Source organism: Psychrobacter aquaticus CMS 56, assembly GCF_000471625.1.
GTDB classification, from domain to species: Bacteria; Pseudomonadota; Gammaproteobacteria; order Pseudomonadales; family Moraxellaceae; genus Psychrobacter; species Psychrobacter aquaticus.
The window spans coordinates 306,114-322,214 of sequence record NZ_AUSW01000035.1 but is presented as its reverse complement, the minus strand read 5'-3'; the positions used below and the strand labels follow the sequence as shown (position 1 = coordinate 322,214).

15 protein-coding genes are annotated in these 16,101 nt (G+C 43.7%); 4 read left to right on the top strand and 11 right to left on the bottom strand.

The annotated features are described in order from the left end of the window. Positions 1–192: 192 nt before the first annotated feature. Positions 193–1,206 carry a DUF1176 domain-containing protein gene (locus M917_RS13115; RefSeq protein ID WP_227500837.1) on the bottom strand — a complete coding sequence of 338 codons (1,014 nt, stop codon included), beginning with the start codon at positions 1,204–1,206 and terminating at the stop codon, positions 193–195. 508 nt (positions 1,207–1,714) lie between these two features. Beyond that, positions 1,715–2,569, bottom strand: coding sequence for a glutathione-dependent disulfide-bond oxidoreductase (yghU, locus tag M917_RS13110; RefSeq protein WP_021815360.1), 855 nt, complete (start codon positions 2,567–2,569; stop codon positions 1,715–1,717). A gap of 304 nt (positions 2,570–2,873) precedes the next feature. On the opposite strand from yghU, the gene M917_RS13105 reads away from it, so the two are divergent. Further along, a complete protein-coding gene (locus M917_RS13105; protein ID WP_021815359.1) occupies positions 2,874–4,250 on the top strand; it encodes a DHA2 family efflux MFS transporter permease subunit in 1,377 nt (458 codons plus the stop codon). A gap of 91 nt (positions 4,251–4,341) precedes the next feature. Here M917_RS13105 and bfr (M917_RS13100) read toward each other — a convergent pair whose 3' ends face one another. From bfr (M917_RS13100) to M917_RS13090, 3 genes are all read right to left on the bottom strand, one after another. Beyond that, positions 4,342–4,824, bottom strand: coding sequence for a bacterioferritin (bfr, locus tag M917_RS13100; RefSeq protein WP_021815358.1), 483 nt, complete (start codon positions 4,822–4,824; stop codon positions 4,342–4,344). A 68-nt stretch (positions 4,825–4,892) separates the two neighbouring features. Continuing rightward, positions 4,893–5,381, bottom strand: a complete 489-nt coding sequence (gene bfr, locus M917_RS13095; RefSeq protein WP_021815357.1) for a bacterioferritin — start codon at positions 5,379–5,381, stop codon at positions 4,893–4,895. Positions 5,382–5,725: 344 nt separating this feature from the next. Further along, entirely contained in the window at positions 5,726–5,917 is a 192-nt protein-coding gene (locus M917_RS13090; protein WP_021815356.1) for a (2Fe-2S)-binding protein, read from the bottom strand. A 358-nt stretch (positions 5,918–6,275) separates the two neighbouring features. Here M917_RS13090 and M917_RS13085 point away from each other — a divergent pair, with 358 nt between their 5' ends. Next, positions 6,276–6,599, top strand: a complete 324-nt coding sequence (locus tag M917_RS13085) for an ArsR/SmtB family transcription factor (RefSeq protein WP_021815355.1) — start codon at positions 6,276–6,278, stop codon at positions 6,597–6,599. Between the two features lie 135 nt (positions 6,600–6,734). On the opposite strand, the gene M917_RS13080 is transcribed toward M917_RS13085, so the two are convergent. From M917_RS13080 to sat, 6 genes are all read right to left on the bottom strand, one after another. Then, positions 6,735–7,457: a sulfate/molybdate ABC transporter ATP-binding protein gene (locus tag M917_RS13080; protein ID WP_021815354.1), complete on the bottom strand. Its 723-nt coding sequence runs from the start codon at positions 7,455–7,457 to the stop codon at positions 6,735–6,737. A 118-nt stretch (positions 7,458–7,575) separates the two neighbouring features. Then, positions 7,576–8,508: a sulfate ABC transporter permease subunit CysW gene (cysW, locus tag M917_RS13075; RefSeq protein WP_021815353.1), complete on the bottom strand. Its 933-nt coding sequence runs from the start codon at positions 8,506–8,508 to the stop codon at positions 7,576–7,578. Between the two features lies 1 nt (position 8,509). Then, the gene (cysT, locus tag M917_RS13070) at positions 8,510–9,394 is read right to left on the bottom strand and encodes a sulfate ABC transporter permease subunit CysT (protein WP_021815352.1); all 885 of its coding nucleotides are present in this window, start codon (positions 9,392–9,394) and stop codon (positions 8,510–8,512) included. A 218-nt stretch (positions 9,395–9,612) separates the two neighbouring features. Continuing rightward, positions 9,613–10,698, bottom strand: coding sequence for a sulfate ABC transporter substrate-binding protein (locus M917_RS13065; protein ID WP_021815351.1), 1,086 nt, complete (start codon positions 10,696–10,698; stop codon positions 9,613–9,615). A 109-nt stretch (positions 10,699–10,807) separates the two neighbouring features. Continuing rightward, complete coding sequence (locus M917_RS13060; protein WP_084606284.1) at positions 10,808–11,869, bottom strand: sulfate ABC transporter substrate-binding protein; 1,062 nt, start codon at positions 11,867–11,869, stop codon at positions 10,808–10,810. A gap of 337 nt (positions 11,870–12,206) precedes the next feature. Next, on the bottom strand, positions 12,207–13,460 hold the full coding sequence (gene sat / locus M917_RS13055; protein WP_021815349.1) for a sulfate adenylyltransferase: 1,254 nt from the start codon (positions 13,458–13,460) through the stop codon (positions 12,207–12,209). 314 nt (positions 13,461–13,774) lie between these two features. Between sat and M917_RS13050 the strand changes: the two genes are divergently transcribed. Further along, the gene (locus tag M917_RS13050; RefSeq protein WP_021815348.1) at positions 13,775–15,460 is read left to right on the top strand and encodes a nitrite/sulfite reductase; all 1,686 of its coding nucleotides are present in this window, start codon (positions 13,775–13,777) and stop codon (positions 15,458–15,460) included. Beyond that, positions 15,453–16,049, top strand: coding sequence for a DUF934 domain-containing protein (locus M917_RS13045; RefSeq protein WP_021815347.1), 597 nt, complete (start codon positions 15,453–15,455; stop codon positions 16,047–16,049). The genes M917_RS13050 and M917_RS13045 overlap by 8 nt, the downstream gene beginning before the upstream one ends. Positions 16,050–16,101 lie beyond the last annotated feature (52 nt).

Genomic DNA, 16,101 nt, shown 5'->3' with positions numbered 1-16,101 from the left:
ACCCAAAATCGCAGGCGATGTTATCAATCTCATAATTCACGAAAGCATAAGCTAACGTGGCGACGCAGTATAACACATTAAAAAATTATCTGTACCTATTTTTTAAATTATTGTAGAAATTCGTTCGATATTATCAATCATGACCCGCTTAAATCAGTCATGCAACAAGTAATTCGTTGATTGCGTTAGCCGCTATGACATTATTTTAACGTCAGTGACATAAGTGGGTAGCTGCCATGCCCCGCCTGCTTCAATCAGTCGACACAGTCCAGTGGTGCTTTCGTGACTTTTTTCAAAGCCGCTACCAGTCCATACCCAATCGACCTTACTTAAACAGTCACCAATACCGCGCCCTTTGAGAACTGAGGTTATTTTACCTTTATCGTAGCCAGTAGCATCAGTTGTGACCAGCTTCGGCTTATAAGGCTTGCTATCATTAATGACCCACATACCTATGCCTGTGTTGTAAGCGCCTGTCCAACAATCATGCTGTACTAGCAGCTGCGAGCTATTTAGGCGGCTGACACGCCATGGCGATTTATCTGACAGATTTGGGCAGTCAATATCGACCTCTTTTATCGTACCTTTCATTAGTGTGACTAATTGCGAAGCTCGCATAGCAAACTTCTTGTTGGTATTGGAAACGGCTTTCGGGTTAGGCGCTACAAAGCGCAGGGTTGGCATAGATTTAGGCGACAGTACTCTACTATTAGGCTTGGTCGCGGCATCATTATGAATAAAGGCGCTTGATGTTCCTACTCGGCCTTGAGCATCGTCGGCCTTGAGCATAACGGCACTCGCGCCTTTGTCAGAAAGCTGCCAGCGCGAGTTACGCAGTACCAGTTCGATCTTGCTGGATTTAGTCAGAGCTTCTAATAGAGCGCTTACTTGCGTAGCGGTCAAATCAGCACTCCCCGCTGCGGCTGAAAAAGGTTTGATCTCGCCATAATTTCTATCGTTAATAAACAAAGAGATACGGTGACGATTGCCCAGTTGCATTAAAGCCTTGGATGAACTTTCTTTGGCACCGCCAAGCTTTACTTTGCCATCGACAACAGCGTTTACGCCAGCGCGACGTACCAGCAATACCGATATAGGAAATTCGCTATTGTTTTCTGCTTGGTAGCCAGCTAGCCGGCAAGTACGAGTATTGTCACAGACGACCTGCCAGTCTTGACTGGTAAATTCAATCCCCGTGCTTGCCATACTTGCTGTGCTAAAGAAAGCGGTGCTTATAACCGCACATATGGATATAGGGAGTAGTATTTTATTTTTTATCATTAATAATAGCGTCTTTTTTATTTTTTTAATATTGATGTTCGAATACGTGATGTAATACGATTTTGAGTAACTAAAAACGTATCTACATTGCCGCTCCTGATTGGTACTAACGTTAGGGTGAGAAAAAATGAGATCGCCAGTGCTTTCCTGTAAAGGCAGGGTCATCAGCTTACTACTATCATTCTTCATAATCGTTACTCATCAATAGAAGAAGTATAAACACCAGTCCATTAGGAGTAGTGCACCGCTATCTTAACGTACCAATGTTTCTATCTGTTATACTAATGTATTTTTATGTAAAAAATCAAAGTATGTTGCTATTAGGTATAATCATATATGAGTATATACAAACAATAAAGTCAATAAAAAAGCTGATAAACGAATCGCTTATCAGCCTTATTGCTACTATAAATGCCTGTTATCCATTGAAAAATTAAACCATTGGTTGTAACGGCAAGTCTACAGCACGTTTAATGGCAGGACGTTCGGCAATTTTCTGCGCCCAACGTTTTACATGTTCATAGTCATCTACTTGTAGAAACTCTGCGGCATCGTAGAGCTTGCCAAGTACCAGTTGTCCATACCATGCCCAAATAATCATGTCGGCAATATTATAATCTTCTTCCTTATCGCCACACATATACTCACTATTTTTGAGATGGGTATCAAGTACGTCAAGCTGTCGTTTGGTTTCCATCGTATAGCGGTTGATTGGATACTCAAGTGGTTCAGGTGCATACGCGTAAAAATGTCCAAAACCGCCGCCTAAAAAGGGCGCGCTGCCCATTTGCCACATGACCCAAGACAGACAGTCGGCCCGAGCTTTGCCAGCCTCTAAAGGAATGAATTTGCCAAATTTTTCTGCTAAATACATCAAGATTGCACCGGATTCAAAGACAGCAATAGGCTCGCCCCCTTCTTTATTAGAATGATCGACCAACGCTGGAATCTTTGAGTTGGGATTGATAGCCACAAACCCCGAACCAAACTGATCGCCTGCCGAGATATCGATTTTGTAAGCGTCATATTCAGCGCCTTTGAGACCAAGCTCTGCCAATTCTTCTAGCAGCATATTGACCTTGACGCCATTTGGCGTGTTTAGTGAATAGAGCTGTAGCGGAGCTTCGCCTACTGGTAGCGTTTTATCATGGCGCGCGCCAGCTGTCGGACGATTGATGCTGGCAAACTTACCGCCGTTGTCTTTATCCTGTACCCAAACCTTTGGTGGTACATATTTATCATTTTGGCCATCGGCATGGTTGCTAGATTTAGTATTGTCCTGACTCATAACATATCCTCAGTTGGTGTTTTTGGTGTTATTAATACTTCTGCTAACGTTATTTACCTATGTTTTTTTCTTAAGCCGTTAGCGAAAGTCCACTATAGCGAGAACCAACCCCTACATTAAAGTCCTCTCTTGTAATCAGTGTGATTGTCTATTTGCTTGTGGTTTTATAACATTGTTCCAGAGTTGTTACCTTGCGTCACTTTTATTATGATTCAGTCTTTCTTATACTAGTCCGCTTATATAACGATTGGATCGTAAATGTACTATTTATTTTATTTACGATGCCATATCTAATGAGATTGAGATGGTAACGCTAACCCCAACACAAGAAAAATACCTGCCCTATGTCCTAGCGGTAGCGCTATTCATGCAGATCCTAGATGCCACCATTTTAAATACGTCATTACCGCAAATGGCACAAGCGCTGGGTGAGTCGCCCCTAAAGATGCAATGGGCCGTGATCAGTTATGCGTTGACCTTGGCTATTTTTATTCCTATTAGTGGGTTTTTAGCCGATAAATATGGCACTCGTCGAGTGTTTTTATCAGCAATCATCATCTTCTGTATTGGCTCGCTACTATGCGCCGCCTCCCCTACGTTAGATTTTTTGATTGGTTCGCGCATCATTCAAGGTATTGGCGGTGCCATGATGACCCCCGTTGCCCGTTTAATATTGGTCAAGTCTTATCCACGCAATAAGCTTTTAACGGTAATGAACTTTGCGGTGATTCCCGCATTGGTAGCGCCTTTGGTAGGGCCTGTTTTGGGTGGTTACATCGTACAATACACCAGCTGGCATTGGATTTTTTTGATTAATATACCAATGGGGTTGGTCGGCTTTATCTTGGGTAAAAAAATGGTACCCGCTTTATTTGAGGATACCAAACGTCTCGATTGGACGGGGTTTTTATTGTTTGCAGCAGCGGCTTGTGGATTTACTATGGCCGTTGAATTTGGGTCGCAGACAGGTCGTGGATTTTATGGGTTATTAATGGGTTTGGGCGCGAGTATATTGATTGGTGCTTACGTCTGGCATGCCAAGCGGCGAGCTATGCCGTTATTTCCCCTGAGTTTGTTTGATATTCGCACCTTTCGTGTTGGTATTACTGGCAATCTATTCACGCGCCTCGGTATCAGTGCCGTGCCATTTTTATTGCCGCTATTATTACAAGTGGTATTTGAGTATTCACCTTCGCAAGCTGGCTGGCTACTTGCGCCCATTGCGGTGGGCGCCATTGGGGTTAAGCCATTTGTCAGTAAAATCATTCAACGCTTTAGCTACCGCAAAGTTCTGGTCTACAATACCTTATTTATGGGATCGCTTATCCTTGTCTTGACGCAGTTCAATGATGCCTCACAATGGCTTTGGTTTATACCTATTCTGACGGTGATGGGCGCCTGTAACTCCATGCAGTTTAGTGCAATGAACACCATTACTATCGGTGATTTAGAAGGCGCGCAGACCAGTAGCGGCAACAGCTTGATGGCAGTCAATCAACAGCTGGCTATTAGCTTTGGTATCGCTTTTGGTGCAGCGGTGCTCAATATCTTACGTGAGCAGTTTGAAATGGACACCTTAACGGCATTCCATATCACTTATTGGATAATGGGAGTTTTAACCATTCTGTCAGGATTGTACTTTTTGCGCCTAAAGCCTGAAGATGGTCGTGGTTTATATTAGACACAAAAAAGCCAGCGGGTAATTGATATTTATCAAACACACGCTGGCAAGTTTGAACGGCTGAGCTGCTCATTCCGTACGCAGAAATGATTTAGGGCGTATCGTCGTCATTGATTTTCGATTGGATATATCGTTCTACTCCAATGCTTTCAATCAAGTCTTCCTGCGTCTCTAACCAATCTTGATACTCTTCATTGCCATCTTTTAAAGTAACCAGTAGTTGACGAGAGACATAGTCAGCCTGCGTCTCACATAAGGTGATAGCATCCGTAATAATGGCAAATTTTTGCTTTTCTAATCGCAAATTACAGTCAATCATTTCTGGTACATCTTCACCTACCAGCACTTTACCCAATTCTTGTAGGTTCGGCAGACCACCCAATAACAAGATACGCGCAATCAGCTCATCTGACCACTTCATCTCGGCGATAGACTGTTTGTACAACGAGTCATTAAGCGCTTCTAATCCCCAATGACGGGCAATACGCGCATGTAAAAAATACTGATTAATGGCAATTAGTGACTGTCCAAGCACTTTATTTAAAGCGCGAATGACCTCTTTATTTCCTTTCATTGTCTCTCTCCTTTTCTGTTTGCTATTCAAAATAAATATTGTCGTCGATCTTAATATCTACAAGGATATTAAACAAGATTGGGAGTGACTTCAGCCATTTGACTTTGTAAATAATTGGGCAAACCTATCATGTTGATAAGGCGTAACTGTTGTTCGAGCCAATGTGCGTGATCTTCTTCGGTGTCTTTGAGCTGTTCAACCAGCATCTCACGTGTGACGTAATCGCGTTCTGCTTCACAAAGCGCAATACCGTCTTTTAGATGCTGCTGTACTTGATACTCTAAATCCAAATCAAGTTGCAGCATTTCAGGAACAGTGCTGCCAATATTAATGGAATCGACAGTCATTTTTGGCGTGCCACTCAGCATGAGAATACGGCGGATAATCGCTTGAGCGTGCAAGGTCTCATCTGCCATCTCATGATGAATACGCTCATACAACTTGCCATAATGCCACTCAGCATACATTTCTGAGTGAATAAAATACTGGTCACGAGCCGCAAGCTCACCACCTAACAAGAAATTCAAATAATCAATGACTTTTTGGCTACCTATCATAACCCATACTCCCCTATTTATATTTTACGGATATTAGGGCGTGTTCTCATTCTTGTTCAGATTGAGGACATACCCAAGTATATTCACAATAATTTATATAATAAAAGCATTATTGGTGAACTGATCCGTAAAAATCAGAATCAACAAAACGTCCTATAACGTTACAAAGATATAGTAACATATGGGTTCTGTAGAGCTTGTAATATTATGAACTAAGAATAAGATGCTAATTGAGAATCATAATTAGCTCGCATGGCCGTCAGCGATTTTATAAAGCAGTTATATGCAGATAGATGCGTAATTATTTGAGTCATTAAAGATAGAGAGTGCCTTAACCAGTTATGCTAAACGGCATAGGCCAAGACATCTAAGTTGGCGTGATGCTCATCTAAATAATCATTGACCATGGGTTCACAGCAGCCACAGCAAGTCGCAACGTCGAGAGTATTTTTTAGACCGTCAAGGGTATCAATGCCTGCAGCAATGGCGGCTTTGATTTGCTTTTCTTTTACGTCGTTACAGATACATACGTACATGGACTGCTCCTCTGAATACCGCTATTTTTTACTGCTTATGTATATAAAGTGTCGCTAAGGCAAATCTTAGATGAACTGCTTGCTTTGCCTTATGACGCAACATCATGTTAATTGCTTTGTGTATAATAACGATAACTATTATCGTTTGCAATAGTATTTGCTGATTAATTTTGCATAAAATATTGTTATATTACACGTACTTAATTAATGTAAGTAAATACAAGCATTCATGTAACCGGATTATATCAAAGGTAGTAGATTAACGACGAACTGTAAATTAGCTCATTTTTTAATCGATTTTGTTTATTACTGCTGGTATATTGAACGCCTATTAATGAAGCCCTATTGGAATTGCTCTATGTCTGATAATAATTTTACGATACAACCTATCGAGTTATTTAAAGTTTTATCCGATCCGACACGCTTAAAAATATTTCAAATTCTATTCAAAAAAGAAGCGCGCTGTGTGGGTGAGCTGGTGGAAATACTCGATCAACCCCAACCAACAATATCGCGTCATTTGAATCATTTAAAGAAACTGGGTGTTTTACACTGTGTTCGTGATGGCACGTGGATGTGGTACGAAGTTGCTGATGACCTGCCAGAATGGTGCCGAGACATTTTAGATATCACTTATGAGCAAATACTCACCAAAGATATCAATATGCCAAAGCCTGCCTAAATCCTCCTGCCTAAATAATATTGGTATTAAGATGTGCTTAGACATGCTTGAACGCATAAAAAAGACCTATGAGTAATAGGTCTTCTTTTATTTTGGAGGATATGGTTGCTGATAGGACTGTTGCCTCAAACCTGTTTATACCAAATCTAAGAAGTCACTGATAAACGCATTGGCGGGCTGGTGTATCAGCTCCTCTGACGTCCCTACCTGCTCTACTCGTCCTTGGTTCATGACAACAATCTCATCAGAGACCGCACGGGCTTCTTCTTGATCATGCGTCACCATAATACTGGTGATGCCCAGCTCATGATGAATGTTTTTTAGCCAAGTACGTAGCTCTTTACGCACTTTGGCATCCAATGCCCCAAATGGCTCATCGAGTAACAATAATTTTGGCTTCACCGCTAAGGCTCGGGCCAACGCAATGCGCTGACGCTGACCACCCGATAACTGATGCGGATAAGCATTGGCAATGTGTGGTAACTGTACTAAATCTAGTAGCTCAGCGACGCGTTTATTGATATCAGCCTTGCTTGGACGCTCGTTTTTTGGCAATAAGGTCAAGCCAAACGCGACATTGTCCGCGATATTTTTATGACGAAACAGGGCGTAGTGCTGAAACATAAAGCCAATATGGCGTTTTTGTACAGGCGTATCGGTTACATCCAGCTCATCGAATAATATTTGCCCAGAGTCGGCATATTCTAAACCCGCGATAATACGCAGCAACGTGGTTTTACCGCAGCCTGATGGCCCCAGTAACGTAGTCAATTTGCCAGTTGGTACGGTGATATTGATATCGTCCAAGGCGGTGAATTGACCAAATTTTTTATTAACGTTGCGAATCTCGATGCTCATAATGGGTTCTCTTATTATATCTTTTGACGTGTCGTGGTGGTTGTCCCAGCAACGACTCATTTATAAAATATTCGGTTTTCTATGGCTTATCTAATACTACGCATTTAAAAAGTATCGTTTAAGACTTATCTTGACTTTTTGGAACAGTCGCGTTGGCGCTCACTGGCAGCTCAGGCGCACTTGCCAGCCGCTCAGACTTGGCAAACTTACGCTCTTGTAGCTTGGTCATGACTTGCTGAATAAGGAGTGTCACCAGTGCCAGTGCCGCCAGTAAGCTCGATAGGGCAAAAGCGGCCGTAAAGTTATAATCGTTATAAGCAATCTCAACCAATAATGGCATGGTATTGGTCTCCCCGCGAATGTGACCTGACACCACACTCACCGCGCCAAACTCACCCATCGCTCGTGCATTGGTCAAAATCAAACCGTAAAGCAGCGCCCATTTGATATTTGGCAACGTCACATGCCAAAAAGTCTGCCAACCAGTAGCGCCCAAAGTCAATGCGGCTTGCTCCTCAGAGTCGCCTTGAGTCTGCATCAGCGGTATCAGCTCACGTGCCACAAATGGGAAAGTGACAAATAGGGTTGCCAAAATAATACCTGGAACCGCGTAAATCACTTGAAAACCCATGCTCTCAAGCCAGCCACCAACCGTGGAGTTGAGGCCGAATAACAATACAAACATCAAACCTGCCACAACGGGCGACACCGAAAAGGGTAAATCAAGCAACGTGGTGACCAGCTGTTTGCCTTTGAACTGATAACGCGTCACGAGCCATGCAATCGCAACACCCATTACCATGTTGATGGGCAAGACAATGGCCGCTGTAATTAAGGTAAGTCTGATCGCTTGTAGCGCTTCAGGATCAACCAGCGATGCGATATACAACTGCCAGCCACCTTTGAATGCTTCGTAAAACACGGCCAGCAATGGGACGACCAACATGATAACCATAAATAGCACAGCGATAACGATAAAAGTGCGGCGTATCCATGGCGTATCTTTGGTTGCTGGATTGCTTTGGTAGTCGTAGCTATTGGAGATTTGCATATTAGCGAGCTCCTACACGGCGCGACAGCTTCCACTGTACGATATTGATGGTCAATAAAATGACAAATGAGATCATTAGCATAAATAATGCAACCGCAGAAGCGCCTTGAACGTCGAACTGCTCAAGCTTACTGATGATAATCAGTGGTAAAATCTCAGACTGCATCGGAATATTGCCTGCAATAAAAATCACCGAACCATACTCGCCCGTGGCACGTGCAAACATCATCCCCGCACCCATCAACAAAGCGGGTAGCAGCTCTGGTAGGATAACCTTGCGAAACGTCGTTAAGCGATTGGCGCCCAGTACCGCTGAGGCTTCTTCAAACTCAACCGACAGCTCCGCTAAAACAGGCTGGACAGCACGAACAATAAAAGGAAAACTCACCACAACCAAGGCCAACCAAATACCTATTGGCGTAAAAGCGACCTGAATATCAAATTTGGCGAACCATTGTCCTATGAGGCCGTTTGGGGCATAAAGAGTGGCAAGCGAGATACCAGTGACTGCCGTTGGCAAAGCAAATGGCAGATCAACCAGCGCATTGATTAGTGATTTACCCCAAAATTCATAACGAACCAACACCCATGCCACCAGCGTACCGAATACCATATTGGTGAGCATGGCTAAAAATGACATCCATAAGCTCAGCTTGATAGCAGCAGTGACCTGCGGTTGAGTAATGGTTTCCCAAAACCCCGTCCAGCCCATTTGTGTGGTGGTATAAGCCATCATGGCAAACGGTAATACCACCAATAACGATAAACTAAAGACAGTAATGCCCATGCTCAGACCGAACCCCGGCAACACATTGCGTTGACGCAAACGTGTCAGCCACCCTTTTTTAGCAAGGGGTTTGCTGGCAGAAGAAGATGTTGCACTCATAGTGATGTCCTATTGCCTATCTGATGGTACTTATCGTAAGACCATGTTGTATCAAAGTTATGATTGGTCCGTCTATTTTATAAAGGACTGGTTTACAAATAATTATGTCATAAAGGACATAGCGTAGAACGCCATGTCCTTTATGGGTTTTTTTATGACTTAATGCCTATACTAACTGCTGGGCGTTTATTAGTGCGGTTACTGCGCTTTAATAATGATTATTGCGGCGCATTAATGGCCAGCTGATCGAATACCCCGCCATCACTGAAATAAGTACTCATGATTTCATCCCATGTACCAAAGGCATCATTTGGGCTGAAAGTATCAAGTGGTGGCAATTTGTCACTGTTTTTATCAAGCACACTTTTGACGCTAGGACGTAAGTATAAATCGGCCGCCAACTGCTGAGCAGGCTCGCTCCATAAGTAATCAAGATAGGCTGTTGCGGCCTCGGTTGTGCCTTTTTTGTCAGTCACTGATTTCACAACTGCCACTGGGCTTTCTGACTTGATAGAATATTTTGGATAAACGATATCTACTTTACCGGCACCAAAATCATTGACTGCCAAATTGGCTTCGTTTTCAAAAGTCACTAAAACATCACCAATCCCGCGCTGTACAAACGTCGTCGTGGCGGCACGTCCGCCGTTCTCATAAACTTTGACGTTTTTGAGCATGTCTCTGACATAGTTTTTTGCTGCTGCTTCATCATTGTTAAAAGCGTTTAAACCATAACCGTAAGCACCCAAGAAGGCATAACGACCATTACCCGTGACTTTTGGGTTGGCCATGACAATCTCAACGCCTTCTTTGGTCAGATCCTGCCAGTCATTGATGCCTTTTGGATTACCTTTACGCACCAACAAGACGATAGTACTGGTAAATGGCACGGCATTATCAGGGAATTTGCTTGCCCAATCGGATTCAACCAAGCCTTTTTTCTCAAGCAGCTCAATGTCAGAGCCTTGGTTCATGGTTGCGACATCTGCTTGCAGACCACTAGCAATCGATAGTGCTTGTTTACTGGAGCCACCATGTGACTGCTTGATGAGAATCTCGCTGTCTGGATTTTCAGCTTTGTAGTGCTCAACAAATAGTGGATTGTAGTCTTTATAAAAGTCACGGGATACATCATAAGAAACGTTTAGTAGCTCGATATTTTGACCTGTTGCCGTACCATCCGCACCCGCCTCTGCCTGTTCATTGTTGCTACAGCCAGCAAGTCCCAAGGTCAATGCAACGCCAGCAATGCTCAAGACGTTAAGTGTTTTGCTTTTTTGTTGATAACGCGTGGCGTATGTCATGAGTCCCTCGAAGGTATCTGTTGAGTAATACAAGTATGCTAACAGCGTCGTCTTATTATGTTTAATGATGAATATGCGTATGTTATTGCCAAAAAGGAATAACCAGCGGCTATTTTACTCGTGCCAGCTGATCAAAACGTCCCCCATCGACAAAGAATGTCTCCATAATCTGATCCCACGAGCCAAAGACAGTTGTTGGCTCAAAAGTAGTGATGGCAGGTAAAGTGTCTTTGTGGGCCGCGAGAATTTGCTCATTACTAGGACGCATATACATCTGTGCCAGCAACTCCTGTGCAGGTGCCTCCCATAGGCCTTTTAAATACGCATTGGCTGCCGTCGTCTTGCCACCTTTATCAGTGACCGCAGTCACGACTGCAACTGGATTGCTAATCAAAATAGAATAGCTTGGATAAACGATATCAACTTGTCCCTTGGCAAATTGATTGGCGACCAGATGTGCTTCATTTTCGGTAGTAATCAGCACATCACCTAGGCCGCGCTGGGCGAAGCTGGTCGTCGCGGCCCGCGCCCCATTGTCATAAGTGACCACATTTGCTAGCAGTTTTTGGATAAAGGCATTGGTTTGGACAGGGTTTTGGTTGCTGTCTTCTTTAAAACGGTGCAAGCCATAGCCATAAGCGCCTAAGAAGGCATAGCGTGCAGTACCACTGGTTTTTGGGTTGGGGATGACCACATCAATGTCACTGCGTGCTAAGTCTGACCAATCTTTGATGTTTTTTGGATTGCCATCGCGCACCAATAGCACCATGGTGCTGGTATAGGGTACGGCATTGTTTGGTAATGCTTGTTGCCAGTCATCAGCGACCAAGCCTTTTTCGACCAGCAGGTTTACATCGCTTTCTTGGTTAAAAGTCACCACATCCGCTTGCAAGCCGTTAGCAACGGATAGCGCCTGTTTGCTCGAGCCACCATGCGATTGATTGATATTTACTTTACTGTTTGAATTTGCTTTTTGATAGTCATCACTAAACAGTACGTTGTATTCTTTATAAAAATCACGTGACACATCATAAGAGACATTTAATAGCTCGATATTTTGCTGCTCGCCTGCTGCATTGGTGTCGTTGGAGCTACAGCCGATCGTAAACAAAGTAACAGCCAGTAGGCTACTAATACTAAGAATGCGCGTTTGCACGCCTGTGTTAGTCATTTTTTTGCTCATTGGTTGCATAGGTGTTCTCAATAAAGTGAATAGAACCATTTTTTCAACATACCGATAAAAATATAAAACCGATAACGCCTTGAGTGCGGCTCTATGGATAATGAGAACCATGCTAGCAGTTTGTTTGACAAAGTCTTAATGATGAATCCGCTTATCGAGTGTTTAACTTGGCATAAGTCAGTGTGGTATTTGGTCTCATGTTGAAGCGTGTCCTTATTCTTGAATTTTTCACAAAAAAAGGGATTAGACGATAAGCCTAATCCCTTTTTCCTAGTTCCTTTTTTTACTGCTCAATGTTCTTGATACTTAGCTATTTGGCAGGTTTTTATACAGCAGAGGCACCCGTTAGTTTGACCTCAGCGCGTTCCTCGCGAGCGATACCAGCATAATAAGCACGCAGTATCTCTAACACTTCTGGACGGCTAAAGTTCTCTGGCACGTCTTCATCTTCTGATAGCGCTTTACGCAGCTTTGTCCCTGACACTTTGACATGTTCAGTGGCATCATGTGGGCAAGTTTTGTCAGAAGCCATTGCGTTACAAGCGTTGCACCAGAATGTCCAGCCGATTTTTAATGGTTGGGTAATCAGATCGTCTTTACCGACATATTCAAAGATAGTCTGCGCGTCAAATGCGCCATAATAATCACCAACGCCTGCGTGGTCACGGCCAACAATCAAATGGCTACAGCCATAGTTTTGGCGAAAGACTGCATGCAATAATGCTTCGCGTGGTCCAGCGTAACGCATATCTAATGGGTAACCCGCTTGAATCACTGTGTCTTTTCTAAAGTAGTTATCAATCAGGGTTTTGATCGCTTCTTGGCGTACTTCTGCTGGAATATCGCCCGGCTTTAATGCGCCTAGTAATGAATGTATCAATACGCCATCACAAATCTCGATGGCAATCTTGGCCAAATATTCGTGCGAGCGATGCATCGGGTTACGAGTTTGAAAGGCCGCGACCGTTTTCCAGCCTTTGGCATCCAAAATCTCGCGCGTTTCGGCGGGCGTTTTGTAGATTTCTGGATATAGCGCTGGGAACTCGCCTTCACTCAATACTTCAACACTGCCAGCGACATTGACCGCTTCTTGATTCAGTACTTGCTGAACGCCCGGATGCTCTGGATCGGTCGTGGTAAATACTTGTTGGCACTCATGTGCTTTATCAATCGTATACGTCTCTTCTACCGTTAAGATGCCCATGATTTCGCCATCTTGTGCGACCAAGGCCACTTTGTCACCTTGAGTCAAACTGTCGGCAGTGGCTTTAGGCGATGACAAGGTAATAGGAATTGGCCAAAACAAGCCAGCATTGTCACCACTTTGCAAGCGCATGTTATCTACCACGCCTTGCCAGTCGGCTTGATTCATAAAACCATTCAACGGCGTAAAACCGCCAATACCAAACATGATCAAATCACCACGCTCACGAGAGCTTAGAGTAATGGTCGGCAATGTGCTGGCAAGTGTCAATGCTTGATCACGAGCCTCACCATTTAACAACAGAGGCTTAAGCGTTGAGCTACCGTGCGGAGGTACGAGTTTTGATGATGCTTGATTATTAGTGGTAGATGTCATATTGATTTTAAAACCTCAAAGGATGATATGAAAAAAATTGATGAATAACTGGTAAATGAATGATTAAATAGCGTCAGAACAATTTTTTGAATTTATGGATTACATTCGATAAGCATAGGCTACCTAACTTTCGTTATGAAAATTTATGCTGTGTTTGGATATGGATATGTCTGAAAGGAATTTATGTTTCAAGCGCCAAGCTTATATGATGGTAAACTGAATTATTCATAATGCGATTGGCAATAAAACCTATTACACACGCAAATCATTTTCGTCGCTGCCTTTAAGCCAAAAAACAAAATTGAGATTACGTCATGTATCAATATAATTACGCTGACCAAACCTTGGTAGAGGAACGAGTTGCGCAATTTCGCGACCAAACCGAACGGTTTTTGGCAGGTGAATTGCCAGAAGAACAGTTTTTACCGCTGCGCCTGCAAAACGGTCTTTATATTCAACGTTATGCGCCAATGTTGCGCATTGCTATTCCTTATGGATTACTTGCCAGTTACCAATTGCGCAAGTTGGCAGAAATTACCCGTAAATATGATAAAGGTTACGGGCACTTTACCACTCGTACCAACATTCAGCTGAACTGGCCAAAACTCGAAGAAGTGCCAGATATTTTGGCGGAGTTGGCCACCGTACAGATGCACGCGATTCAGACGTCGGGCAACTGTATTCGTAATACCACGACCGATCCTTATGCGGGTATTCACCAAGAAGAAATTGCCGACCCACGCCCCTATTGCGAGATTATTCGCCAGTGGTCAACGTTTCACCCTGAGTTTGCTTTTTTGCCACGTAAGTTTAAGATTGCCGTCGTTGGTACTGCCAATGACCGTGCTGCGACACAAGTACATGATGTCGGACTGCACGTAAAAACCAATGACGAAGGCGAGCTTGGTTTTGAAGTGTTGGTTGGTGGCGGACTGGGGCGTACGCCAGTGATTGGTAAGGTCATTAACGAATTCTTGCCGCGTCAGCATTTGCTCAGCTATTTGGATGCGATTCTACGCGTCTATAATCTGCACGGTCGCCGCGATAATAAGTACAAAGCCCGTATCAAGATATTGGTTGAAAGCATGGGCGGCCCCGCCTTTGCTAAATTGGTCGATGCCGAGTGGCAAGCGCATACCAAAGATGGCCCACTTACCTTAACCGATGCCAATTTTGCGACTGCCAGTAGTTTTTTCACTGAACCTGATTATGTGGCCTTTGATGCACTACAAACGCAGTCTGAATTGCAGCAGCAACTCAATGCAGATAAAGACTTTGCCAATTGGTATAACCAAAACACTGTGGCGCATAAAATCGCTGGCTATCGTGCTGTGGTGATTTCCTTAAAAGCAGGTTTGGTGGATGGTCGCTACGTGCCTTCAGGTGATGTTAGCGAATCACAAATGGATGCCTTAGCCGATCTTGCTGATAAATACAGTTTTGGAGAGCTGCGCGGTACTTATCAGCAGAACTTGGTATTTGCTGACGTGCAAGCTAATCATTTGTACGAGTTGTGGCAACAGCTGTCTGATCTACACTTGGCCCGCGCCAACATCAATACGCTAACAGACATGATTGTTTGCCCAGGTTGGGACTATTGCTCACTGGCCAATGCCACCACTCATAATATCGCTGAGCAAATCGAAAAACAGTTTGATGATCTCGACTATCTTTATGACTTGGGTGAGATTCGCCTCAATATGTCAGGCTGCATGAACGCCTGTGCGCATCACCATACAGGTGATATCGGTATCCTTGGTGTCGATAAAAAGGGTGAGCATTGGTATCAAATCAGCCTTGGTGGCAACTCCAGTAACGATGCAAAAATCGGTAAGATATTGGGCAAAGCCGTACCAGCTGATGACGTAGCTGTTACCCTACAAAAAATATTAGACGTCTATTTAGAGCAGCGTGTGAGTAACGATAACGACGTAGAGCGCTTTGGTGATTTGGTCGATCGTGTTGGTATCGCCCCATTTAAGGAGAAGGTCTATGGGTAATCATCATGTATTAAACAGCGATGGTATCGATATCAGTCAAGACGACACATGGTTGGCCCTGAGCACCAATGAGGTGCCCGATGGCATTGCCCTAACCCATATATCATTACTTGAGCTGCTGCAAAAACAAGAAAAGCTTGAGATTGTTTTGCCGTTTGCTGATTTGCTCGATAATGAAGGAAAAATAGCTGGCGGGCTACTACAACAAGTACGTGAACTGGTTAGCCAACATGCCAGCCGAGTCGGCGTTTGGGTGACATCTGATAGCGATGCCGATGTATTGGCTGGCTTGCCTGAGTTTTTATTACAGCAAGACTTAATCGTCATTCATGTCCCCGCCTTTACTGATGGTCGCGGCTTTAGTTATGCCCAAACGCTGCGTCAAATCGGCTATCAAGGGGAGATTCGCATGGCAGGCAAGTTTGGTCGTGATCAAATTGCCTACCTGTTGCGTGCGGGTGTCGATAGCTTTGTGCTCAGTGAGCATGATATGCATTCTATCTCCGATATCAGTCAAGCCTTTAACGCGCTTGCCAGCAGTTACGATGGTCGAGATGCCTCAGCGTTACCAATGTTCTCAAACGTTTAGTACGTATTGCTATGAACCAATTTTTATAAAAATTTTATTCTTACTACCTTTT